The organism is Clostridium sp. FP2 (assembly GCF_011065955.2).
Taxonomy (GTDB): Bacteria; Bacillota; Clostridia; order Clostridiales; family Clostridiaceae; genus Clostridium_AD; species Clostridium_AD tagluense.
The window spans coordinates 4,885,516-4,908,310 of the sequence record NZ_JAAMNI020000001.1 but is presented as its reverse complement, the minus strand read 5'-3'; the positions used below and the strand labels follow the sequence as shown (position 1 = coordinate 4,908,310).

The window sequence follows — 22,795 nt, the reverse complement described above, 5'->3', positions numbered from 1 at the left end:
ATTTTGAGAGAATATAAATTTTCTCAATCTAGTGATTATGGCATGAAGGTAACACCCGTTCCCATACCGAACACGAAGGTTAAGCTTCAATGCGCTAATGGTACTGCAGGGGTGACCTTGTGGGAGAGTAAGTCGTCGCTAGGTAATGTTCCGCGATAGCTCAACGGTGGAGCACTCGGCTGTTAACCGATAGGTTGAAGGTTCAAATCCTTTTCGCGGAGCCATTTTTAAAAATTTAATAGTATATTGGTGATATTAACCAATCTGGTGATTATGGCATGAAGGTAACACCCGTTTCCATACCGAACACGAAGGTTAAGCTTCAATGCGCTAATGGTACTGCAGGGGCAACCTTGTGGGAGAGTAAGTCGTCGCCAGGTAATTTATGGATCTTTAGCTCAGCTGGTTAGAGCTACCGGCTCATAACCGGTCGGTCCGGGGTTCGAGTCCCTGAAGGTCCACCATAAGGGGATATAGCTCAGCTGGGAGAGCACCTGCCTTGCACGCAGGGGGTCAAGGGTTCGATTCCCTTTATCTCCACCAAAAAAACAGTTCATATTGGACTGTTTTTTTTATTTTTTGCATGATTAATTCTAAAATTCATTAAAAGTTTTCGTAAATAAAATTTTATGCACTTTCAGGTCTTACTTTTATACCTGTTTGGGTATGATTTTAAATTGATACATAGTAAAACTTATAATATTTTTTGTGTCATTTTAATTGTGTATATAGCATTTGTTGAATTTATAATATGGGGGTATGTTAGTTTTTATTTGTACGAAATTATATTTAAATTACTTTTTATCATTATTGTTTTTAACCTTCTTAGGGTAGGGAATTTTAACGGCATTTTTAATGTAATAGACTTAGAGCTTGTTAACCAATCTTATAACATTTACAATGAATTCTGAAAATAAATGCATAATATGCTTAAGTATAGACAAATTATTATATACCTAGCCATGTGTGTCAATACAACTAAAACAAAGTAATATGTAGAAATATCTAGGAAATGAAGGATAAAACTGATATACAAGAATTAATCTAAATATACTATTTTATTATTATGATAGAATACTCCTTGTCGCTACTAGTGAGTAACGATAAAGGTAAACATTGATAAGTTAACATTTAATATTTAAAAAAAATATTTAAAAAATATTAAAAAAGTTGTTGACAAAATAAGAAATACCTAGTATAATAGTAAAAGTCGTCACATGATGACAAAGCAAATTGGTCTTTGAAAATTAAACAGAGAAATAGGTAAAATAGCGAAATAATATTTCGTTAGACCAGTTAATTACTTTAGATAAAAAAGTAATTTTAGTCGTAAGACTAAAAAGTATGTAATGAGCTTGCTAACCAGCTTAACAGTTGGCGCAGATTATTCATTTCAAATAAAAAGTGTAAACTTTTAAATTGAGAGTTTGATCCTGGCTCAGGACGAACGCTGGCGGCGTGCCTAACACATGCAAGTCGAGCGATGAAACCCTTCGGGGTGGATTAGCGGCGGACGGGTGAGTAACACGTGGGTAACCTGCCTCAAAGAGGGGAATAGCCTCCCGAAAGGGAGATTAATACCGCATAATATGTTTTGGTCGCATGACCTTTACATCAAAGGATTTTTCTTTTAGAGAATTCCACTTTGAGATGGACCCGCGGCGCATTAGCTAGTTGGTGAGGTAACGGCCCACCAAGGCAACGATGCGTAGCCGACCTGAGAGGGTGATCGGCCACATTGGAACTGAGACACGGTCCAGACTCCTACGGGAGGCAGCAGTGGGGAATATTGCGCAATGGGGGAAACCCTGACGCAGCAACGCCGCGTGAATGATGAAGGCCTTCGGGTTGTAAAGTTCTGTCTTCTGGGACGATAATGACGGTACCAGAGGAGGAAGCCACGGCTAACTACGTGCCAGCAGCCGCGGTAATACGTAGGTGGCAAGCGTTGTCCGGATTTACTGGGCGTAAAGGATGCGTAGGCGGACATTTAAGTCAGATGTGAAATACCCGAGCTTAACTTGGGTGCTGCATTTGAAACTGGGTGTCTAGAGTGCAGGAGAGGTAAGTGGAATTCCTAGTGTAGCGGTGAAATGCGTAGAGATTAGGAAGAACACCAGTGGCGAAGGCGACTTACTGGACTGTAACTGACGCTGAGGCATGAAAGCGTGGGGAGCAAACAGGATTAGATACCCTGGTAGTCCACGCCGTAAACGATGAATACTAGGTGTCGGGGGTCGAACCTCGGTGCCGCAGTTAACACAATAAGTATTCCGCCTGGGGAGTACGATCGCAAGATTAAAACTCAAAGGAATTGACGGGGGCCCGCACAAGCAGCGGAGCATGTGGTTTAATTCGAAGCAACGCGAAGAACCTTACCTAGACTTGACATCCCCTGCATAACCCAGAGATGGGCGAAGTCCTTCGGGACAGGGTGACAGGTGGTGCATGGTTGTCGTCAGCTCGTGTCGTGAGATGTTGGGTTAAGTCCCGCAACGAGCGCAACCCTTATCATTAGTTGCTACCATTTAGTTGAGCACTCTAGTGAGACTGCCCGGGTTAACCGGGAGGAAGGTGGGGATGACGTCAAATCATCATGCCCCTTATGTCTAGGGCTACACACGTGCTACAATGGTGAGTACAAAGAGATGCAAGACCGCAAGGTGGAGCCAAACTCAAAAACTCATCCCAGTTCGGATTGTAGGCTGCAACTCGCCTACATGAAGCCGGAGTTGCTAGTAATCGCGAATCAGCATGTCGCGGTGAATACGTTCCCGGGCCTTGTACACACCGCCCGTCACACCATGAGAGTTGGTAACACCCGAAGTCCGTGAGGTAACCGTAAGGAGCCAGCGGCCGAAGGTGGGATTGATGATTGGGGTGAAGTCGTAACAAGGTAGCCGTAGGAGAACCTGCGGCTGGATCACCTCCTTTCTAGGGAGTAGATGCAAAGACTTCGGTCAATGCAACAAGAAGAATTTAATTATTCTTCAAAATGTCTACTGTAATTACTCGTAACCTATTCTCTGTTTAATTTTGAGAGACTAATTTTAGTTAACTCTTTGGAGTTGACTAATAGATAGTTTTTCTAAAAATGTTCTTTGAAAATTGCACAGTGAAATTAAAGTTGTTTTAATAAGTTAAAGCCACGTAAGTGGTGTATAGATGAATTTAATACAATTTCGCAAAATGAATTAAAACGTTTATGTAAATAGACGAAATTATCTATGCAAATAGATAAAGATAAAGGTTAAGCTACAAAGGGCGCATGGCGAATGCCTTGGCACTAGGAGCCGAAGAAGGACGCGTTAAGCTGCGATAAGCTTTGGGTAGGCGCAAATAGCCAGTGATCCAAAGATTTCCGAATGGGGGAACCCACATAGTAACAACTATGTACTGCATACTGAATAAATAGGTATGCAGAGGTAGACCCGGGGAACTGAAACATCTAAGTACCCGGAGGAAGAGAAAGAAACATCGATTTCCTAAGTAGCGGCGAGCGAAAGGGAAAGAGCCCAAACCTAGGTCTTTGACCTAGGGGTTGAGGATAGATCATAAATACTGCAATTCCTTAATTGAAGATAGCTGGAAAGCTGCTCCGCAGAAGGTAATAGGCCTGTAAATGAAAAGGAAAAACAGTCAGATCTAATCCAGAGTACCACGAGACACGTGAAACCTTGTGGGAAGCAGGGAGGACCACCTCCCAAGGCTAAATACTACCTAGTGACCGATAGTGAAGAAGTACCGTGAGGGAAAGGTGAAAAGAACCCCGGAAGGGGAGTGAAATAGAACCTGAAACCGTGTGCCTACAACCGGTCGGAGCACTTTTTATGTGTGACGGCGTGCTTTTTGTAGAACGAGCCAACGAGTTACGATATGTAGCAAGGTTAAGTACTTAAGGTACGGAGCCGAAGGGAAACCAAGTCTGAATAGGGCGCTATAGTTGCATGTCGTAGACCCGAAACCGGGTGACCTATCCATGGCCAGGATGAAGCGGAAGTAAAATTCCGTGGAGGTCCGAACCACGTTGGTGTTGAAAAACCATGGGATGAGCTGTGGATAGCGGAGAAATTCCAATCGAACTCGGAGATAGCTGGTTCTCCTCGAAATAGCTTTAGGGCTAGCGTCGATTAATTGAGTAATGGAGGTAGAGCACTGAATGGGCTAGGGGCTGACAACAGTTACTGAACCCTATCAAACTCCGAATGCCATATACTTTTATTTCGGCAGTCAGACTGCGAATGATAAGATCCGTAGTCAAAAGGGAAACAGCCCAGACCATCAGCTAAGGTCCCAAAGTGTAAGTTAAGTGGAAAAGGATGTGGGATTTCTAAGACAACTAGGATGTTGGCTCAGAAGCAGCCACTCATTCAAAGAGTGCGTAATAGCTCACTAGTCAAGAGATCCTGCGCCGAAGATGTCCGGGGCTAAAACTTACCACCGAAGCTATGGGTGTACACTATGTGTACGCGGTAGAGGAGCTTTCTGTACTGGCTGAAGTCATACCGTAAGGAGTGGTGGACGGTACAGAAGTGAGAATGTTGGCATAAGTAGCGAGAGTTAAGTGAGAATCTTAACGGTCGAAAACCTAAGGTTTCCTGAGGAAGGCTCGTCCTCTCAGGGTTAGTCGGGACCTAAGCCGAGGCCGAAAGGCGTAGGTGATGGACAATCGGTTGATATTCCGATACCACCAATGGACGTTATTAGAAATGGGATGACGCAGGAGGATAAGATGTGCACACTATTGGATGTGTGTCTAAGCATTTAGGCGGAGCAAGCAGGCAAATCCGTTTGCTCTTAACGCTGAGATGTTATGGGGAAGGGAATTTATTCCTGAAGTATCTGATTCCACGCTGCCAAGAAAAGTCTCTATCGAGGATATTGGTGCCCGTACCGCAAACCGACACAGGTAGGTGAGGAGAGAATCCTAAGACCATCGGAAGAATTGCTGTTAAGGAACTCGGCAAATTGACCCCGTAACTTCGGGAGAAGGGGTGCCTACGAAAGTAGGTCGCAGAGAATAGGCCCAAGCAACTGTTTAGCAAAAACACAGGTCTCTGCTAAAGCGAAAGCTGATGTATAGGGGCTGACGCCTGCCCGGTGCTGGAAGGTTAAGGGGATTACTTAGCGCAAGCGAAGGTATGAACTTAAGCCCCAGTAAACGGCGGCCGTAACTATAACGGTCCTAAGGTAGCGAAATTCCTTGTCGGGTAAGTTCCGACCCGCACGAATGGCGTAATGATTTGGGCACTGTCTCAACAGCACATCCGGCGAAATTGTAGTGCCAGTGAAGATGCTGGCTACCCGCGATTGGACGGAAAGACCCCGTAGAGCTTTACTGTAGCTTAGCATTGAATTTCGGTATTGTCTGTACAGGATAGGTGGGAGACTGAGAAACATGGGCGTCAGCCTGTGTGGAGTCATCCTTGGGATACCACCCTGACAGTACTGAGGTTCTAACTGGAGGCCATGAATCTGGTCACAGGACATTGTTAGGTGGGCAGTTTGACTGGGGCGGTCGCCTCCAAAAAAGTAACGGAGGCGCTCAAAGGTTCCCTCAGCGCGGTTGGAAATCGCGCGAAGAGTGCAAAGGCAGAAGGGAGCCTGACTGCGACACCTACAAGTGGAGCAGGGACGAAAGTCGGACTTAGTGATCCGGTGGTACCTCGTGGGAGGGCCATCGCTCAACGGATAAAAGCTACCTCGGGGATAACAGGCTGATCTCCCCCAAGAGTCCACATCGACGGGGAGGTTTGGCACCTCGATGTCGGCTCGTCGCATCCTGGGGCTGAAGTAGGTCCCAAGGGTTGGGCTGTTCGCCCATTAAAGCGGCACGCGAGCTGGGTTCAGAACGTCGTGAGACAGTTCGGTCCCTATCCGTCGCGGGCGTAGGAAATTTGAAGGGAGCTGTCCTTAGTACGAGAGGACCGGGATGGACAAACCTCTGGTGCACCAGTTGTCACGCCAGTGGCATCGCTGGGTAGCTATGTTTGGAAGGGATAAACGCTGAAAGCATCTAAGCGTGAAGCCCACCCTGAGATGAGATTTCCCATAACTCGTGCGTAAGCACGGTGTTAGTAAGACTCCTGGAAGAACACCAGGTTGATAGGTTAGAGGTGTAAGCATGGTAACATGTTCAGCTGACTAATACTAATAAGTCGAGGGCTTGACCTTAATATATATAAAGCGAAAATTTCACTGTGCAATTTTGAGAGAATATATATTTTCTCAATCTGGTGATTATGGCATGAAGGTAACACCCCTTCCCATACCGAACAGGTCGGTTAAGCTTCAATGCGCCAATGGTACTGCAGGGGTAACTTTGTGGGAGAGTAGGTCGTCGCCAGGTTAAAATATTCCGCGATAGCTCAACGGTGGAGCACTCGGCTGTTAACCGATAGGTTGAAGGTTCAAATCCTTTTCGCGGAGCCATTTTTATTTAAAGTATATAAAAGCTAGTTAATAGCTTTTTTTATTTGCCCAAAATTAATCTGTTATAACAAATATTATATAAATTTTTATAGTAAATAGAAATTTTTAGTAATAACTTTTATTTACTATAAATATATACTTAAGTATCAATAATTTTATGTTATTGATACTTTTATGTTTTTTTAAGGGATAATAAATACAACATAGTGCAAGTGAATTTTTAGACTATTTAGAAAATTTAGTTATTCGTAAAGGGTTTTTTATTTAAAGGTAGAATATATGAATATATATCTAATGAAAAGCTAGGAGGTATTGTATATGAAAGAATATAAAAGCAATAATCTAAGAAATGTAGGAATTGTTGGACATAGTGGATCGGGAAAAACTACAATAATGGAATCAATACTATATTACACCAAAGCTATAGATAGATTTGGAAAAGTTGATGATGGTACTACAGTTAGTGATTATGATAGTGAAGAAAAGAAGAGAAAAACATCTATTTCTACATCAGTAGCTTTAAGTGAATGGGAAGATGTGAAAATAAATTTAGTAGATATGCCTGGATATTTTGATTATATAGGTGAAATGATTGAGGGTTTAAGAGCTGTAGATATGGCAATGATAACTATCTGTGGTGTATCAGGTATAGAGGTTGGAACCGAAAAAGCTTGGGAATATATAAGCGAGCATAAGTTACCTAGAGCATTTTTTATTAACAAGCTAGATAGAGAAAATAGTAATTTTGAAGTAGTTTTGCAGGAGATAAAAGAAAGATTTGGAATATCTGCAGTACCAATTCAATACCCTATAGGTAGTGAAGAAAATTTTAAAGGTGTAATAAATGTAATATCTAGAAGAGCTCGAATATTTAATCCTAAAACACATAACATGGAAGATAGTGATATTCCAGAAGAATTAATTGATAAAGTAGATGAATGTAAACAAATGGTTATGGAAGCTGTAGCTGAGACTGATGAAATTTTATTAGATAAATACTTTAATGAGGGCTCTATAAGTGAAGAAGAAATATACCAGGGACTTATAAAAGGAGCTTCTAAGGGAGAAATTGCACCTATAATGTGCGGATCTGCATTACTGGGGATAGGAATTAACACCTTGCTAGAAGATATGATTGAATGTTTTCCTTCACCAATTGATACAACTCTTTACAGTGCAAAAGATATAAAAAATAATAAATATATGCAAGTTAAAATTAATGATACTGATCCATTTTCTGCATTAGTATTTAAAACTATCGCAGATCCATTTGTAGGTAAATTATCTATGTTCCGTGTAATTACTGGGAAAGCTAAGAGTGATACAATGGTATATAATACCAATAAAGAAAAAGAAGAGAAAATGGGTAATATGTATTTCTTAAAAGGTAAACAGCAATTTCAAACTCATGAAATTGAGGCAGGGGATATAGGGGCTGTTTCAAAACTTCAATATACTACTACAGGAGATACACTTTGTGATAGTGGGAGACTATTAATGTTTGACACTATGGATTTTCCGCAACCAGTATTTTCAAGGGCTATTGTAACTAAATCTAAAGGTGATGAAGATAAAATATCCAATGGATTAACAAAGTTATTAGAAGAAGATCCTACATTCTCAATAGCCAGGAGTGCAGAAAATTCACAAACTATAATCTCAGGGCTAGGTTCAACTCATCTACAGGTAATAGTTAGTAAATTGAAAAATAAATTTGGAGTTGATGTATCATTAGAAATTCCAAGGATTGCTTATAGGGAAACAATTAGAAAATCTTCTGATGTTCAAGGTAAACATAAAAAACAATCTGGAGGACATGGTCAATATGGTGATGTAAAAATTAAATTTGAACCTAGAATAGACGGAGCAGATGAATTAGAATTTGTTGATGCAGTAGTAGGTGGAACAGTTCCAAGGCAATATATACCTGCTGTTGAAAAAGGTTTAAAAGAATGCATTCAGCATGGAGTACTTGCTGGTTTTCCAGTTATAAGGCTTAAAACAACGCTGCATGATGGTTCATATCATGCTGTAGATTCTTCTGAAATGGCATTTAAAATGGCTGCTTCCTTAGCTTATAAGAAAGGTCTTCAAGAAGCACATCCTGTTTTATTAGAGCCAATTATGCACGTGGAAGTAACTTGTCCAGAGGATTATATGGGTGATATTATTACAGATATAAATAAAAAAAGGGGTAGAATACTAGGAATGGAATCAGTTGAGAGAGGACAGAAAGTCATAGGAGAAGTACCACAATCAGAGCTATTTAATTATGCAACAGATTTAAGATCAATGACTGGTGCTAGGGCAAATTTCAGAGTGAAATTTGAAAGATATGAAGAAGTGCCTTCAGAAGGAATTGATAAAATAATTGAAGCTAATAACAACCTGGAATAGAAGTTAATTGTTAGCTATACTCAAGGGATACTGTTTTTACGACCAATATTATAAAACCGTAGTTACATACGGTTTTATTTTTTTTGATTTAAATACTAATTTTTAAGATATCAAACAAATAAAAAAATATTATATTAAATACGTATATTTTACCTAAAATTACAAACCCTAATATTAAATATGTTAAAGAGGGGAGAATTGAATGTCTGAATATAGATTAGACCTTGTTTCTGATATTAACTTAAGTGATTATAGCAGCATTCATGATTATATGGGAATAATTGAACAAAATGATAAGTTCACAATTACTTCAAAAATGACAAGTCCTGAAGAAATGAAAATATTATGTAAAATGTTAGAAAACAATTATTTTACTATTGTAGCACAAGGAGGTACTCAAAATGGGGAGTATTATATTACATCGCAAAAGGAAAAATGATATTATCGATACTAGGTTAATAGAGCAGGCATATGGGTCCGATTCCACCTATAAAGCAACAATACATACTCTAGAAATTAATACTTATGCAGATTCATCAATTATTTCAAAATCAATGGTACCATCTGTAGATTTAGAATATCAGTTACGAACTAATAACAATGAAAACTTATCTAAATAATTAGTTAATATAATAGCATTTAAGATAATGATTTATTTAAGGCATCATAATTAGTTTTAAATACTTTGAAATAACAAATTTAAGAAAGGAACTTCCTTAAATTTGTTATTTATTTTATGCAAAATTATAGGGCTGATTCTCAATAACCAATATAGTTTTTTCATAGCGCTACAAAAAAAATATTGAATTTTTTTAAACTGAGTGTTATGTTATAAATAGGAAAAAATGAGAGCGAAATGCACTTTATTTATGTTTTATAAACAAAATTACTTAGGGGGGATCCGAATGAAAAAGGTAGTATTTACTAAAAACAGAAAAAATATATGGGATAAATTAGAAGAAAATTCTATAACATTGATGTTTGCAGGTGAGTCACCATATAAATCAGGAGATGAAAAATATGCATTCACTCCAAATAGGAATTTTTACTATTTAACAGGTATAGATAGAGAAAAGATGATTTTAATGTTAGTGAAAAGAAACGGTAAAGTTGACGAAACGCTGTTTATAGAAAAAAATGATCCTGTTATGGCTAGGTGGGTAGGAGAGAAAATGCCGGAAGTTCAGGCAAAGGAAATTTCAGGAATAGAAAGTATTTTGTTCATAGAAGAATTTGAAGAGGTTTTTGGAAGCATTATGGATAGAGCTAAAATAGATAATTTATATTTGGACCTTGAAAGACAACAGTTTCATTTATCAATGATGCCTTCACAAAATTTTGCTAAGCTTGCATTGGAACGATATCCATATTTAAGAATAAAAAACATATACCATGAAATGGCAAATCTTAGACTTATAAAATCCAAAGAGGAAATTGATCTAATAAGGGAAGCTATAGATATTACAGATAGAGGTATAAAAGCACTAATGCAAAATGCTAAAGTAGGCATGACAGAATATCAATTAGAGGCTTATTTTGATTTTACATTAAAAAGTAAGGGTATAACAGATTATGCGTTCCACACGATTGCAGCTTGTGGTGTAAATGCAACTATACTTCATTATGATAAGAATAATAGTGAACTTGAGGAAGGTAAATTAGTATTATTTGATTTAGGCGCTCAATACAAATATTACAATGCAGACATAAGTCGTACATTTCCTGTTAATGGGAAATTTACTGGGAGACAAAAGCAGGTTTATAATGTAGTGCTAAGAGCCAATGAAGCAGTAACAGCTATTGCAAGGCCAGGTATATTGTTCTCAGTTTTAAATGAAACTGCTAAAAATGTACTCGCCACTGGATGTATAGAGCTTGGCCTTATTAAAGAAGCTAGCGAATTACCTAAGTATTATTTTCATGGTGTAAGCCATTATCTAGGGATGGACACTCATGATGTAGGAAGTCGTGATATAGAACTAAAACCAGGAATGGTGCTTACTAATGAGCCAGGACTTTATATTGAAGAAGAAAATATTGGAATTAGAATAGAAGATGATTTATTGATTACAGAAGATGGATGTGAAAATCTTTCAAAACAGATAATTAAAACTGTAGAAGAAATAGAAGAATTTATGGCATTGTAGATTTTTATAAATATTTATCTATTTGTGAATAAGTAGTAAGTTTAAATTACTGCTTATTTTTTATAGAAAGAAATCATTATATGCTAGATTTTAAAGAAGATAGAAGGAGGAAGATATCATGATTAAAAAATTTATTTCTTATTACGGCCCTCATAAAAAATTATTCATATTGGACATGGTTTGTGCTTTTTTAGTAGCATCATTAGATCTTGTATTTCCTATGTTAACTAGAAATATTTTAAATGAAGCCTTACCACAGAACAATATAAATCGAGTATTTATGTTTACTGCAGTACTCGCAATTTTATATTTATTTAAATTAGTATTTAACTATATAATAGAATACTGGGGTCATGTTGTGGGTGTGAGAATGCAGTATGAGATGAGAAAAGATATATTTTCTCATCTTCAAACCTTGCCTTTCAAATATTTTGATGATAATAAAACTGGACATATTATGTCTAAAATAATTAATGACTTAATGGAAATATCAGAGCTTGCGCACCATGGTCCTGAGGATTTATTTATTTCTGTAGTTATGCTTATAGGATCTTTTATTGCCCTATGTACTATTAATGTGCAACTAACATTAATAGTGTTTGCTACGGTGCCCCTAATGATATGGTTTGCTATGAGCAGAAGAATTAAAATGGCAGATGCATTTAGAGCTGTTAGAAAAGAAGTTGCAAATGTAAATTCAAGCCTAGAGAATAGTATATCAGGCATAAGAGTTGCTAAATCCTTCACTAATGAAGAGTATGAAATGGAGAAGTTTGATGAAGGAAATGAGAAGTTTAAGCAGTCTAGGCAATATGCATATAAATATATGGCTAACTTTTCTGTTGGTATAAAATTTTTTGTGGACATGTTAAATGTTATTATTATAGGATTCGGAGGGTATTTTGTATATAAAAAATGGATAAACATACCTGATTTAGTAGCGTATTTATTGTATATACAATTTTTTATGCAACCAATTCGAAGACTTACCTCTTTTGTAGAGCAATACCAATCAGGTATGGCCGGTTTTGAAAGGTTTTTAGAGTTAATGAGTATGGAACCTGAAATAGTGGACAAGGACAATGCCATATTTCTTGAAAATGTATTGGGAGATATAGAATTAAAGGATATAACTTTTAGCTATAATGATAAAACCTCTATTTTATCTAATATGAGTTTACATATAGAGGAAGGAAAAACTTTAGCTATTGTTGGGCCATCAGGTGGAGGAAAAACTACCTTATGTCACTTAATTCCAAGATTTTACGAATTAGATGGAGGTGACATTTTAATTGATGGAAATAGTATAAAAGATGTTACACTGAAATCCTTAAGACAAAATATTGGAATTGTTCAACAAGAGGTGTTTTTGTTTACAGGAACTATAAAGGAAAATATATTATATGGAAGAGCCGATGCAACAGATGAGGAGATAATAGAAGCTGCTAAAAATGCAAATATACACGACTTTATAATATCGCTATGTGATGGGTATGACACAAATGTAGGTGAAAGAGGAGTTAAACTATCGGGTGGTCAAAAACAGAGGATGTCAATAGCTAGAGTGTTCCTAAAAAACCCTCCTATATTAATTTTAGATGAGGCTACATCAGCATTAGATAATGCTACAGAGATAATAATTCAAAAATCATTAGAAAAGTTATCTAAAGGTAGGACAACACTTGTAGTAGCTCATAGGCTTTCTACTGTAAAAAATGCAGATGAAATAGTAGTAATTACAGATCAAGGCATACAGGAAAAAGGTACCCATGATGAATTAATAGCTGTTTCCGGAATATATTCAAAATTGTATAATGCTCAATTTAAGGGATACATTCCAGACGAAGTAATATAAATATAGATTTTATGGTGATGTGAGATTTATTTTAGTAAAAGCTTATCTTCTTATTTTTAGGAGGTAAGTTTTTTATTTTGTAAAAAATATAAATAAGTAACAATAATTTGTATAAAAATGTAAAAAAAATCATTACGAAAATTAGTAGTAGAACAAGGGGAAAAAATTGTTTTAGAGAATAGTAAATATATGTAAATAATTAATTAATTGATTTTATTTATAGATAGATAACAATAAATTTTTTAAAACAAAAGTTGCAAAAGGGGGAGCAAAATGATTAAAAATAAGAATAACATAAGCGAACTATTAGATGACATCAAAACTTTCACATATTTTAAGGATAATGCAGAAATAGATGTGGTTTTAAAGGAGCGTGAAAGTATTAATATTAGAAGTTATGATGATAAATGTATAATTATTAATTTTTTCGATTATAAAAAAGGAATTTCCATGTTGTACAAAGATAGAAAATATATAAATAGGCGAATTCTTTAGTATTGAAGCTTAAAAGGTGATGACTTAATAGGAAATTAATATTCTATTACAATATGCAAGAAGGAAATAAAAGTGGGCATAATTAAAAGTATAAGTAAATTCATTGCAAGTGAGGTGTTTAGATATGATGTTTAATAAGTTTACAGAAAGAGCACAAAAAGTTTTGGTCTACGCTCAAGAAGAGGCTGAGGGATTAAAACATGGATATGTAGGTACAGAGCATATACTTTTAGGGCTACTAAAGGAACAAGATGGGCTATGTAAAAAATCATTGAATGATATGAAGATTTTTTCAGAAGGGGTAAAAAAATTAGTAATGGAGTATGAAGGTGAAGGCGATGTAGAAATGCGTAGAAGTGAGATACCTCTAACTCCAAGGACCAAACGATTATTAGAATTAAGTCTTATAGAAGCCAGAAATTTAAATCATAATTATATTAGCCCAGAACATATTTTGCTCGCACTAATTAGAGAAGCAGAAGGTGTTGCATATACAATTTTAGCTAATTTAGGAGCAGATTTTAACAAACTAAGGGATGATATATTAAAAAATTGGTGTTCTGAAGATACTCCAAAGGCAAATTTATCAAAAGAAAAACAAAAACATGGTACAGAAACCTTAGATCATTTTGGTAAAGACTTAACTGAAATGGCGAGAGAAGGTAAACTTGACCCTGTTATAGGGAGAGATAATGAAACTCAAAGGCTACTCGAAATTTTGTGTAGAAGAATGAAAAATAATCCCTGCCTTATAGGAGAGGCTGGTGTAGGTAAAACAGCAATAGCAGAGGGCCTTGCACAAAGAATAGCAACAGGCAGTATTCCAGAAATATTGAAAGATAAAAGAGTGATAACTTTGGATATATCCTTAATGGTTGCAGGTTCTAAATATAGAGGAGAATTTGAAGAAAGGCTTAAAAAGGTTATGCAAGAGATATTACAATCAGGAAATATTATTATATTTATAGATGAGATTCATACTATTATTGGAGCAGGAGGAGCAGAAGGGGCTATTGATGCTTCAAATATATTAAAACCTGCTCTTGCTCGTGGAGAAATTCAATGCATAGGTGCAACAACTATAGATGAATACAGAAGGTACATTGAAAAAGATTCAGCATTAGAGAGAAGGTTCCAACCTATAACTGTAGGAGAGCCAAGTAAAGAAGAAGCTGTTAATATATTAAAGGGGCTTCGAGATAAGTATGAAGCCCATCATAGAGTTAAGATTACAGATAGTGCAATTAATGCAGCTGTTAGCCTATCTGACAGATATATATCTGATAGATATTTACCGGATAAAGCAATAGATCTTATTGATGAAGCTGGTGCAAAGGTAAGAATTCAAAATTTAACTGCCCCACCGAATTTGAAAGATTTGAAAGATGAAATAGACAAAATTTCTAAAGAGAAATCCGATGCTATATTAGTACAGGACTATGAAAAAGCAGCTAAACTAAGAGATACAGAAAAACAATTAAAGGACAAATTAGATAGTTCAAAAAACAATTGGAAAACTCAAAATCAAGGAGATCAATTAATAGTTTCAGAATTTGAAATTGCAAATGTAGTATCAAAATGGACTAATATCCCTATAGAAAAATTGACACAAAAGGAATCAGAGAGGCTACTAAAGTTAGAAGAGGTACTTCAAAGAAGAGTAATAGGACAATGTGAGGCCGTTAAAGCTATTTCAAAAGCTGTTAGACGGGCGAGGGTAGGATTAAAGGACCCTAAGAGACCTATAGGTTCTTTTATATTTTTAGGACCCACTGGTGTGGGCAAAACAGAGTTATCAAAAGCACTAGCTGAGTCTATGTTTGGTAATGAAAATAACATGATAAGAATAGATATGTCAGAATATATGGATAAGCATACAGTTTCAAGGCTTGTTGGATCACCTCCAGGATACGTAGGGTTTGAAGATGGTGGGCAATTAACTGAAAAGGTGAGAAGAAACCCTTACTGCGTTATACTTTTCGATGAAATTGAAAAAGCCCATGCGGATGTAACTAATATTTTATTACAGATATTAGAAGATGGAAGGTTAACAGATGGGAAAGGAAAAACAGTGGATTTTAAAAATACAATAATTATAATGACATCAAATGTAGGAGCGTCCACTCTAAAAAAACAGAAGTCTCTAGGTTTCGATATAAAAGAAAATAATATAAATTCAGAATACGAAAAAATGAAAGAAAATATAATGGAAGAGTTAAAACATTCATTTAAACCTGAATTTCTAAATAGATTAGATGATATTATCGTATTTCATTCGCTAGAAAAGGATGATTTATATAAAATAGTAGAATTAATGCTTGAGGTAGTGAAGGAGCGTCTTAAAGATTTACAAATTAATATTAGTTTTGATGAGGAAACTAAAAAACAGTTAGCTCTTGCTGGACTTAATACTATTTATGGGGCTAGACCACTTAGACGAGAAATTACAAAGGTGGTGGAAGATATGATTTCTGAAGAAATACTTAAGGGGAATATTAATAAAGGGGATAATGTAAGTGTTTTTATTAAAAATAACGAGCTAATTTTTAAAACTTTATAAGACTTTGATTATTTGATGTTGTTTATATATAGTAAAAAGTATATACTTAAAAAGCATAGTTTAAAAAAAACCACTCTTGAGTGGTTTTTTAATTTGTATAAAATTACAAGAGGTAGTTTAATGTAGGAATTTGACACCGTATTTATTTTCATGTGGTTTACTAGAAATAAATAATTATATAAGTGATTTTTATATGACATAACTGTTTAAAATAAAGATATTAGGCGAAAATAAATAATTAAGCTAGAATACTGAGACCTGGTAGTGTATCCTAAGTTAGAAAATGTTCTAATGATTTAATGGAAATAATTATTAAGTAGGGAGAAAAATATGAGAGAAGAGAAAAGTAAGGAACTTATGAATATATTAAAATTAATGGCACCTGGGACTTCTCTTAGAGAAGGGCTTGAAAATATTTTAAGAGCTAAAACTGGCGGACTTATTGTCTTAGGGGATAGCAAGGAAATATTAGATATCGTAGATGGTGGTTTTGGAATAAATGCAGAATATAGTCCAGCGTACATATATGAACTAGCAAAAATGGATGGGGCTATTGTAATAAGCAGTGACTTGAAAAAAATAGTATATGCAAATACTCAACTTATGCCTAGTCCTACTATACCCACTTTTGAAACTGGAACAAGGCATAGAACCGCTCAGAGAATAGCTAAGCAAACGAGCTCTGTTGTTGTTGCAATATCACAAAGAAGAACTATTATAACAGTTTACAAAGAGGATATAAAATATGTTTTAAGAGATAGTAGTGTTATATTAGCAAAGGCAAGTCAAGCTATTCAGACTTTAGAAAAATATGTTTCAGTTCTTGAGCGAGTAGTAAGCAATCTAAATCTTTTAGAATTTCAAGATTTAGCTACTCTCTTTGATGTTATATCATCAATACAAAGGACCGAAATGGTTATGAGAATAGTTGGTGAAATTGAAAGATACATTTGTGAACTAGGAAATGAAGGTAGGTTAATTTCAATGCAATTAAATGAACTTATTAGAAGCGTTGAAGAGGACGGAATACTATTAATAAGAGATTATTGTCAAAGTGGTATGGATTATACGCAAATGTATAGACAAATAGAAAATATGAGTTCTGAGGAACTATTAGATTTAGATTTTATATCTAAAATAATTGGATATATAGGCGTTCCACTAGTGGACACTCTAATTTCTCCAAGAGGATATAGGATGCTAAATAAGATACCTAGAATACCTGCAAATGTAATAGAAAATTTAGTTAAGCACTTTAGAGAGTTAAAAGGTACAATGGAAGCTTCTTATGAACAACTTGATAGCGTAGAAGGTATTGGTGAAGCAAGAGCTAAAGCTATTAAAAATGGATTAAGAAGATTAAAAGAGCAATTTATGTTAGATAAACAAATATAGCACAAAATAAGTTTTAACTTATTTTGTGCTATATTCCTATCTCATATTATATTTACCTAAGGTATTAATCTTATCATACTCTTTTAAAAGAATGTCATACAAATTCAGGTCCAAAAGGTTACAGAGTGAGGTAGTATAAAAAAGATTATTTCCCAGTTCTCTCTCTAAGACATCTCTACAGCTTTCACAAAGCTTACCTTGCATATGAGTATCAAGTGAAGCACTAAGGGTATCCAAATCCAAATCATCTATATTATCAGGAGTATACTGCTTTTTTGCTTCAACTTTAATACAACCACAATTGGTAATAGATTTTATAACAGCTCTATTAACTCTTGCCTCAGACTCTTGAAGTTTAGTAATTATATCTAAAATACTTCTATGCCTTAATAGCGATTCATCCACAGAATTTTGAAAATTATCAAATATACAATCTTTCATTGTGTTCAACTCCTTACAAAGATTTAAATAACTATATTGTTTTAATTATAGGTTTTGTATTATGTTTTTGTCAATAAATTAAGTACAAATTTCAGCTTATGAATATATAATAAACCAATAGCAGTTTTATTAATAGGGGGAGATATTATGTTAAATATTGGTGAAAGAGTATTTATAGCAGATTATGGTGCTGGTTATATACAGGATATAGCTGGCAGTGAATTATATTTTATAAAAGATAAATATGTAAGCATTTATCTTTTATTAGATAATATGAATTTTATGATTCCTATAGATAAAATTGAAAATTATAAAATAAGAAATATTTTAAGTAAAATGGAACTAGAAACAACATTATTCACGATATTAAGCTATCCAGATTATATAGAGAGTAATTGGAACAATAGATATAGAACTAACAAGAAAAAAATCCAAAGTGGAAGTACTCTAAAGATGTGTCAAGTAATTAGAGACTTATATTATTTAAAGAGGGAAAATATGCTTCCACCAGGAGAAACAAAAATCTTAGAAAGAGTTGAAGGTATGGTAGCTAGTGAAATAATGCTAGTGCTTGAACTTAATATGGAACAAGCATTATCTAAAATAAGGAATTTAGTTTAACAAATTGTTAATTGTATGGTACATTTCATTGAAATACAGAAACTTATAGTATATATTAGATAATAACAGGATATAAATTGGAATAAGTGTTAATAATTTAGAAGGAGGTGAAATTTTTTGTTAAAAAAAATTTTAAGAGGACTTTTTACAATCATAGGGTTAATTATAGGCTATTTAGTAGGTGAAATGCTTCTAAGCACAGATTATTTAGCGGGATTTAATAATTTTAAAAGTGATACTATTCAAGGAATAATTTTTGTCATTTTTTCTACTTTGATTTTCGGGATTATTTTATTTCTAATATCTCCTATAATCGTATCTTTTATAATGAAGTTTATGGATTATGTTGAGAAAAGTACACAAAAGATGCCAACATCTCAAATTATTTTTGGTACATCTGGAGCAATAATAGGTCTTGTAATTGCATCTTTATTTGCAGGATTATTTAAATATCAATCTCTTATATGGAATATTATTGCTGTTATTTTTACAGTTATAATGGCAGCTTTGGGAGCAGATATTTGCGCTAGAAAAAGGGATGAAATCTTATCTTTTTTTACAAGCATTAAAAGGAAAGATGGATTCAAAGATAAAAAGGCTAAGGGGTTTACTAATGAAAATCCGAAAGTGCTAGATACATCCGTAATAATTGACGGTAGAATATTTGATATATGTCAAACTGGTTTTGTTGAAGGACCATTAATAATACCTACTTTTGTATTAGAGGAACTTAGGCATATTGCTGATTCTTCTGATGGGCTTAAGCGAAATAGAGGAAGAAGAGGTCTGGATATATTAAATAAAATTCAAAAAGAATTAAATATTGAAGTTGAAATTTGGGAGAAAGATTTTCCTGATATTGCAGAAGTGGATAGTAAACTTCTAAAATTAGCTCAGGTTTTGAATGGCAAAGTAATTACCAATGATTTTAATCTTAACAAGGTAGCTGAATTCCAAGGGGTTCCAGTTTTGAACATTAACGAACTGGCAAATGCAGTAAAACCAGTGGTTTTGCCAGGAGAAGAAATGAAAATTCAAGTGATGAAAGATGGAAAAGAATCAGGGCAAGGAATAGCTTATTTGGATGATGGCACAATGATTGTCGTTGAAGGCGGAAGGCGTTATATTGGTGAAAATATAGTTGTTATTGTAACATCGGTACTTCAGACTGCTGCGGGTAGGATGATTTTTGCTAAAAATAAGGATTCTTTAGTGAAAAATTAATCATATTACGTAAGTGAGGTTTGTTTATGAGTAGAAACTGTGCAATAATTTTGGCAGCGGGTAAGGGAACACGAATGGGCCAAAGTATTAATAAGCAATATTTAAAAATTAATAAGCATCCAATTTTGTATTATACTTTAAAAGCTTTCACGCAGTGCGATTGTATAGATGAAATTATAGTTGTTGTGGCAGAAGGTGAAATGGACTATTGCAGAGAAGAAATAATTAATAAATATAATTTTTTTAAAGTAAAAGCTGTAATCGTTGGAGGCGCTCAGAGGCAAGATTCCGTACTAAATGGTCTAAAGGCTCTGCGAAATTGTGAAATTGTGCTTATTCATGATGGGGCAAGGCCATTTATAAACGAATCTATTATTAAAAATGCGATAGTGTATGCTAATTTATATGGAGCAACTGCCTGTGGAGTAAAGCCTAAGGATACTATTAAGATTGTGGATGCATCAGGATTTTCTATAAAAACTCCTGATAGAGAAATGCTTTTTTGTGTTCAAACGCCTCAAGCATTTAAATATGACCTCATATTAAAATGTCATATGAAAATTAGTGAAGAGGATATCCGGGTAACCGATGATACCATGGTAGTTGAAAGGTATGGTAATAGAGTGTATCTTTATGAAGGTAGCTACAATAATATAAAGATTACAACTCCAGAGGATCTAGAAATGGGAAAACAAATATTAGAAGCTTCGAGTAGTTGACACTATAGGATTTAATAGGTATAGTTACTTATAACTATAAAGAAAATTTTAAAAAATTAAATATTAGGCAATGATGAAGAATAGTAAAGGCCAGTTTACAGAGAGAAAATACTAGGTTGAGAGATTTTCAAAGGTTTTGAACCCACTTTTGAGCTGTAGTAAAACTACCGGTAGTATATATCGTTAAAAAAATAAGTGCAAATTTAGGTGGTACCGCGAATTTACTCGCCCTAAAACAGGGGCGAGTTTTTTATTTTTTGCTATCGTTTTAAATAAGGCATCTTAAAAAATATAATAGTTTAATGATCAATTATTTTTTCAGTGTGCCTAAGATATATAAGGAGGAATATTCATGAAATTATCAAAAATGTTAATAAGTACATTAAGAGAAGTACCGGCTGAGGCAGAAATAGTGAGTCATCAATTAATGTTAAGAGCTGGAATGATAAGGAAGGTCTCCTCGGGTGTTTATAATTATATGCCATTTGGAATAAAAGTTATAAAAAAAATTGAAAAAATTGTTAGATCAGAAATGGAAGTAGCAGATGCACAAGAGTTTTTAGCATCAGCCCTACTGACTTCAGAACTATTAATAGAATCTGGCAGGTGGAATATTTTTGGGTCAGAGATATTTAGATTAAAAGATAGAAATGAAAGAGAATTTTGTTTAGCACCCACGCATGAAGAAACATTTACAGATATAGCTAGGAATGAAATCAAATCCTATAAACAACTACCTTTGAATTTATATCAAATCCAAACAAAATACAGAGATGAGAAAACACCAAGACTTGGGGTAATGACATCAAGAGAATTTACAATGGGAGAAGCTTGTAGTTTTGATGCTAGCAATGAGGGACTAGATATATCTTATAATAAAATGTATAATGCTTATACTAATATTTTTAAAAGATGTAGTCTTAAATGTAAGGATGTAGAGGCTGACTGCGGAGCGATGGGTGATTTATCTTCATTAGAATTTATGGTTAAATCTGAAGTTGGTGAAGAGGAGGTAGTTACCTGCAGTTCATGTGGCTATGCGGTTAATATGGAGAAGGCAACAAGTACTTCGGAGCCAATGAAAAAAGAGGAATTTAAGGAACTTAACAAAATATTAACTCCAGGTATAAAAACTATAGAGGATTTAGCGAAATTTTTTAATACAACAAATAAAAAATTTGCTAAAACTCTAATATTTAAGGCCGATGATAGAGTAATTGCTGTTATGGTACGTGGAGACAGACAATTAAACGAGAATAAAGTAATAAATGCAATAGGTGGAGCTAAGAAATTTGAATTGGCAGATGAAGGGGTTGTAATGGCATCAACATCTGCAATTGTCGGGTTTGCTGGTCCAATTGGTATTGTGGCGGATTTACTATTAGTAGACTCCGAGGTAGCTAATATGTATAATTATATAGTTGGTGCAAATGATACAGGATATCATTATGAAAATGTTAATTATGGTAGAGACTTTAAAGGCTTGGTTGGAGATTACAAAAAAGTAGTTGAGGGAGATAAATGCAGTAAGTGTGGATCTCAAATTACAATTGATAGGGGTATAGAATTAGCACACATCTTTAAATTAGGAACTGTTTATTCACAACCTATGGGTGCAACTTTTATAGGCCAAGATGGAAAAAATAAGCCTTTAGTCATGGGACGGTACGGTATAGGTATAAATAGAACAATGGCAGCTATTATTGAACAACATCACGATGAAAATGGTATAAAATGGCCAATGTCCGTTGCGCCATATCAAGTTGTAGTAGTTCCAGTATCTACAAAAGACGAAGATCAGATGAAAATTGCGGAAGAAATTTATAACAAACTTAAAGGAATAGGCGTAGAGGTTCTTATGGATGACAGAAATGAGAGAGTTGGAGTTAAATTTAAGGATTTGGATTTAATTGGAATTCCAATAAGAATTACTATAGGTAAAAAAATTTCTGAAGGTAATGTTGAGTTTAAATTGCGATATGCTGGAGATAATGAAATAATAGAAATAGATTCAGTTATGGATAGAGTTAAACAAGAATTTGTAAATAATAACATAACATTGTAGATCTAAGAAGGAGAATAACCATGGAATTTAATATGCTTAAAGGAAAATTTACAAGGGATGGAGCTAAACAATTAAACCCACTTGTTCTTGCAATAGTTGGAGATGCAATTTATGAGGTGTTTATTAGAGCATATCTCGTAGAAAAAAATAGAGATATGAATGCCCATAAAATTCATATTAAAGCAGTTGCATATGTAAAAGCACATGCACAAAGTGAGTATATGAAATTCCTTATAGAAGATTTAAGTGAAGAAGAACTTAGTATATTTAAAAGGGCTAGAAATTCAAAAAGCGGGACTACTCCCAAAAATGCAGATTTGAATGAATATAAGTGGGCTACAGGATTTGAAGCTTTAGTAGGTTTCTTATATTTAAGTGAACAGAATGAAAGATTAAACTATATTTTCGAGAAAATTATAAATTTTGATTTGGAGGATGAGTAAG

Annotated in this window: 14 protein-coding genes, 4 tRNA genes and 5 rRNA genes; 22 read left to right on the top strand and 1 reads right to left on the bottom strand. The window is 34.7% G+C overall.

Translation table 11 applies throughout. The features are described from left to right. Positions 1-27: 27 nt before the first annotated feature. The 17 genes from rrf (G9F71_RS23180) to disA all read left to right on the top strand — a co-directional run bounded on the left by rrf (G9F71_RS23180) (position 28) and on the right by disA (position 17,281). Positions 28-144: ribosomal RNA gene (gene rrf, locus G9F71_RS23180) — 5S ribosomal RNA — on the top strand. Positions 145-149: 5 nt separating this feature from the next. Next, positions 150-224 (top strand) — tRNA-Asn (locus tag G9F71_RS23175). 39 nt (positions 225-263) lie between these two features. Continuing rightward, positions 264-380 (top strand): 5S ribosomal RNA (rrf, locus tag G9F71_RS23170). A 7-nt stretch (positions 381-387) separates the two neighbouring features. Continuing rightward, positions 388-464, top strand: a tRNA-Ile gene (locus G9F71_RS23165). 3 nt (positions 465-467) lie between these two features. Beyond that, positions 468-543, top strand: a tRNA-Ala gene (locus G9F71_RS23160). A gap of 872 nt (positions 544-1,415) precedes the next feature. Beyond that, positions 1,416-2,934: ribosomal RNA gene (locus G9F71_RS23155) — 16S ribosomal RNA — on the top strand. Between the two features lie 314 nt (positions 2,935-3,248). Further along, positions 3,249-6,174: ribosomal RNA gene (locus tag G9F71_RS23150) — 23S ribosomal RNA — on the top strand. A 58-nt stretch (positions 6,175-6,232) separates the two neighbouring features. Then, positions 6,233-6,349 (top strand): 5S ribosomal RNA (gene rrf / locus G9F71_RS23145). Together the 16S, 23S and 5S rRNA genes with 4 tRNA genes alongside form the textbook arrangement of a ribosomal RNA operon. A gap of 8 nt (positions 6,350-6,357) precedes the next feature. Beyond that, positions 6,358-6,432: transfer RNA gene (locus tag G9F71_RS23140), tRNA-Asn, on the top strand. Between the two features lie 318 nt (positions 6,433-6,750). Then, positions 6,751-8,829, top strand: a complete 2,079-nt coding sequence (gene fusA / locus G9F71_RS23135; protein WP_164952319.1) for an elongation factor G — start codon at positions 6,751-6,753, stop codon at positions 8,827-8,829. A gap of 202 nt (positions 8,830-9,031) precedes the next feature. Then, a complete protein-coding gene (locus G9F71_RS23130) occupies positions 9,032-9,268 on the top strand; it encodes a hypothetical protein (protein ID WP_125002796.1) in 237 nt (78 codons plus the stop codon). Further along, entirely contained in the window at positions 9,231-9,449 is a 219-nt protein-coding gene (locus G9F71_RS23125) for a hypothetical protein (protein ID WP_164947574.1), read from the top strand. The genes G9F71_RS23130 and G9F71_RS23125 overlap by 38 nt, the downstream gene beginning before the upstream one ends. 285 nt (positions 9,450-9,734) lie before the next feature. Continuing rightward, on the top strand, positions 9,735-10,976 hold the full coding sequence (locus G9F71_RS23120; protein ID WP_164952318.1) for an aminopeptidase P family protein: 1,242 nt from the start codon (positions 9,735-9,737) through the stop codon (positions 10,974-10,976). Positions 10,977-11,094: 118 nt separating this feature from the next. Continuing rightward, positions 11,095-12,831, top strand: a complete 1,737-nt coding sequence (locus G9F71_RS23115; protein ID WP_164952317.1) for an ABC transporter ATP-binding protein — start codon at positions 11,095-11,097, stop codon at positions 12,829-12,831. A gap of 273 nt (positions 12,832-13,104) precedes the next feature. Next, on the top strand, positions 13,105-13,326 hold the full coding sequence (locus G9F71_RS23110; protein WP_164952316.1) for a hypothetical protein: 222 nt from the start codon (positions 13,105-13,107) through the stop codon (positions 13,324-13,326). A 124-nt stretch (positions 13,327-13,450) separates the two neighbouring features. Next, positions 13,451-15,886, top strand: a complete 2,436-nt coding sequence (locus G9F71_RS23105) for an ATP-dependent Clp protease ATP-binding subunit (protein WP_164952315.1) — start codon at positions 13,451-13,453, stop codon at positions 15,884-15,886. Between the two features lie 330 nt (positions 15,887-16,216). Beyond that, positions 16,217-17,281, top strand: a complete 1,065-nt coding sequence (gene disA / locus G9F71_RS23100) for a DNA integrity scanning diadenylate cyclase DisA (RefSeq protein WP_164952314.1) — start codon at positions 16,217-16,219, stop codon at positions 17,279-17,281. Between the two features lie 36 nt (positions 17,282-17,317). Here disA and G9F71_RS23095 read toward each other — a convergent pair whose 3' ends face one another. Next, positions 17,318-17,722, bottom strand: coding sequence for a DUF1573 domain-containing protein (locus G9F71_RS23095; protein ID WP_164947580.1), 405 nt, complete (start codon positions 17,720-17,722; stop codon positions 17,318-17,320). Between the two features lie 147 nt (positions 17,723-17,869). Between G9F71_RS23095 and G9F71_RS23090 the strand changes: the two genes are divergently transcribed. From G9F71_RS23090 to G9F71_RS23070, 5 genes are all read left to right on the top strand, one after another. Next, positions 17,870-18,343: a CarD family transcriptional regulator gene (locus G9F71_RS23090; protein WP_164952313.1), complete on the top strand. Its 474-nt coding sequence runs from the start codon at positions 17,870-17,872 to the stop codon at positions 18,341-18,343. A gap of 117 nt (positions 18,344-18,460) precedes the next feature. Further along, a complete protein-coding gene (locus G9F71_RS23085) occupies positions 18,461-19,567 on the top strand; it encodes a PIN/TRAM domain-containing protein (protein ID WP_164952312.1) in 1,107 nt (368 codons plus the stop codon). A 26-nt stretch (positions 19,568-19,593) separates the two neighbouring features. Beyond that, complete coding sequence (gene ispD, locus G9F71_RS23080; RefSeq protein WP_164952311.1) at positions 19,594-20,286, top strand: 2-C-methyl-D-erythritol 4-phosphate cytidylyltransferase; 693 nt, start codon at positions 19,594-19,596, stop codon at positions 20,284-20,286. A 352-nt stretch (positions 20,287-20,638) separates the two neighbouring features. After that, positions 20,639-22,351 carry a proline--tRNA ligase gene (locus G9F71_RS23075; RefSeq protein WP_164952310.1) on the top strand — a complete coding sequence of 571 codons (1,713 nt, stop codon included), beginning with the start codon at positions 20,639-20,641 and terminating at the stop codon, positions 22,349-22,351. A gap of 20 nt (positions 22,352-22,371) precedes the next feature. Continuing rightward, positions 22,372-22,794 (top strand): Mini-ribonuclease 3, encoded by a 423-nt coding sequence (locus G9F71_RS23070; protein ID WP_164952309.1) that lies wholly within the window; start codon positions 22,372-22,374, stop codon positions 22,792-22,794. Position 22,795: the final 1 nt, after the last annotated feature.

Excerpts from the sequence above, each read along its gene's own strand:
- fusA (WP_164952319.1), top strand. The coding sequence starts at position 6,751 with ATGAAAGAATATAAAAGCAATAATCTAAGAAATGTAGGAATTGTTGGA.
- G9F71_RS23130 (WP_125002796.1), top strand. The coding sequence starts at position 9,032 with ATGTCTGAATATAGATTAGACCTTGTTTCTGATATTAACTTAAGTGAT.
- G9F71_RS23125 (WP_164947574.1), top strand. The coding sequence starts at position 9,231 with ATGGGGAGTATTATATTACATCGCAAAAGGAAAAATGATATTATCGAT.
- G9F71_RS23120 (WP_164952318.1), top strand. The coding sequence starts at position 9,735 with ATGAAAAAGGTAGTATTTACTAAAAACAGAAAAAATATATGGGATAAA.
- G9F71_RS23115 (WP_164952317.1), top strand. The coding sequence starts at position 11,095 with ATGATTAAAAAATTTATTTCTTATTACGGCCCTCATAAAAAATTATTC.
- G9F71_RS23110 (WP_164952316.1), top strand. The coding sequence starts at position 13,105 with ATGATTAAAAATAAGAATAACATAAGCGAACTATTAGATGACATCAAA.
- G9F71_RS23105 (WP_164952315.1), top strand. The coding sequence starts at position 13,451 with ATGATGTTTAATAAGTTTACAGAAAGAGCACAAAAAGTTTTGGTCTAC.
- disA (WP_164952314.1), top strand. The coding sequence starts at position 16,217 with ATGAGAGAAGAGAAAAGTAAGGAACTTATGAATATATTAAAATTAATG.
- G9F71_RS23095 (WP_164947580.1), bottom strand. The coding sequence starts at position 17,722 with ATGAAAGATTGTATATTTGATAATTTTCAAAATTCTGTGGATGAATCG.
- G9F71_RS23090 (WP_164952313.1), top strand. The coding sequence starts at position 17,870 with ATGTTAAATATTGGTGAAAGAGTATTTATAGCAGATTATGGTGCTGGT.
- ispD (WP_164952311.1), top strand. The coding sequence starts at position 19,594 with ATGAGTAGAAACTGTGCAATAATTTTGGCAGCGGGTAAGGGAACACGA.
- G9F71_RS23075 (WP_164952310.1), top strand. The coding sequence starts at position 20,639 with ATGAAATTATCAAAAATGTTAATAAGTACATTAAGAGAAGTACCGGCT.
- G9F71_RS23070 (WP_164952309.1), top strand. The coding sequence starts at position 22,372 with ATGGAATTTAATATGCTTAAAGGAAAATTTACAAGGGATGGAGCTAAA.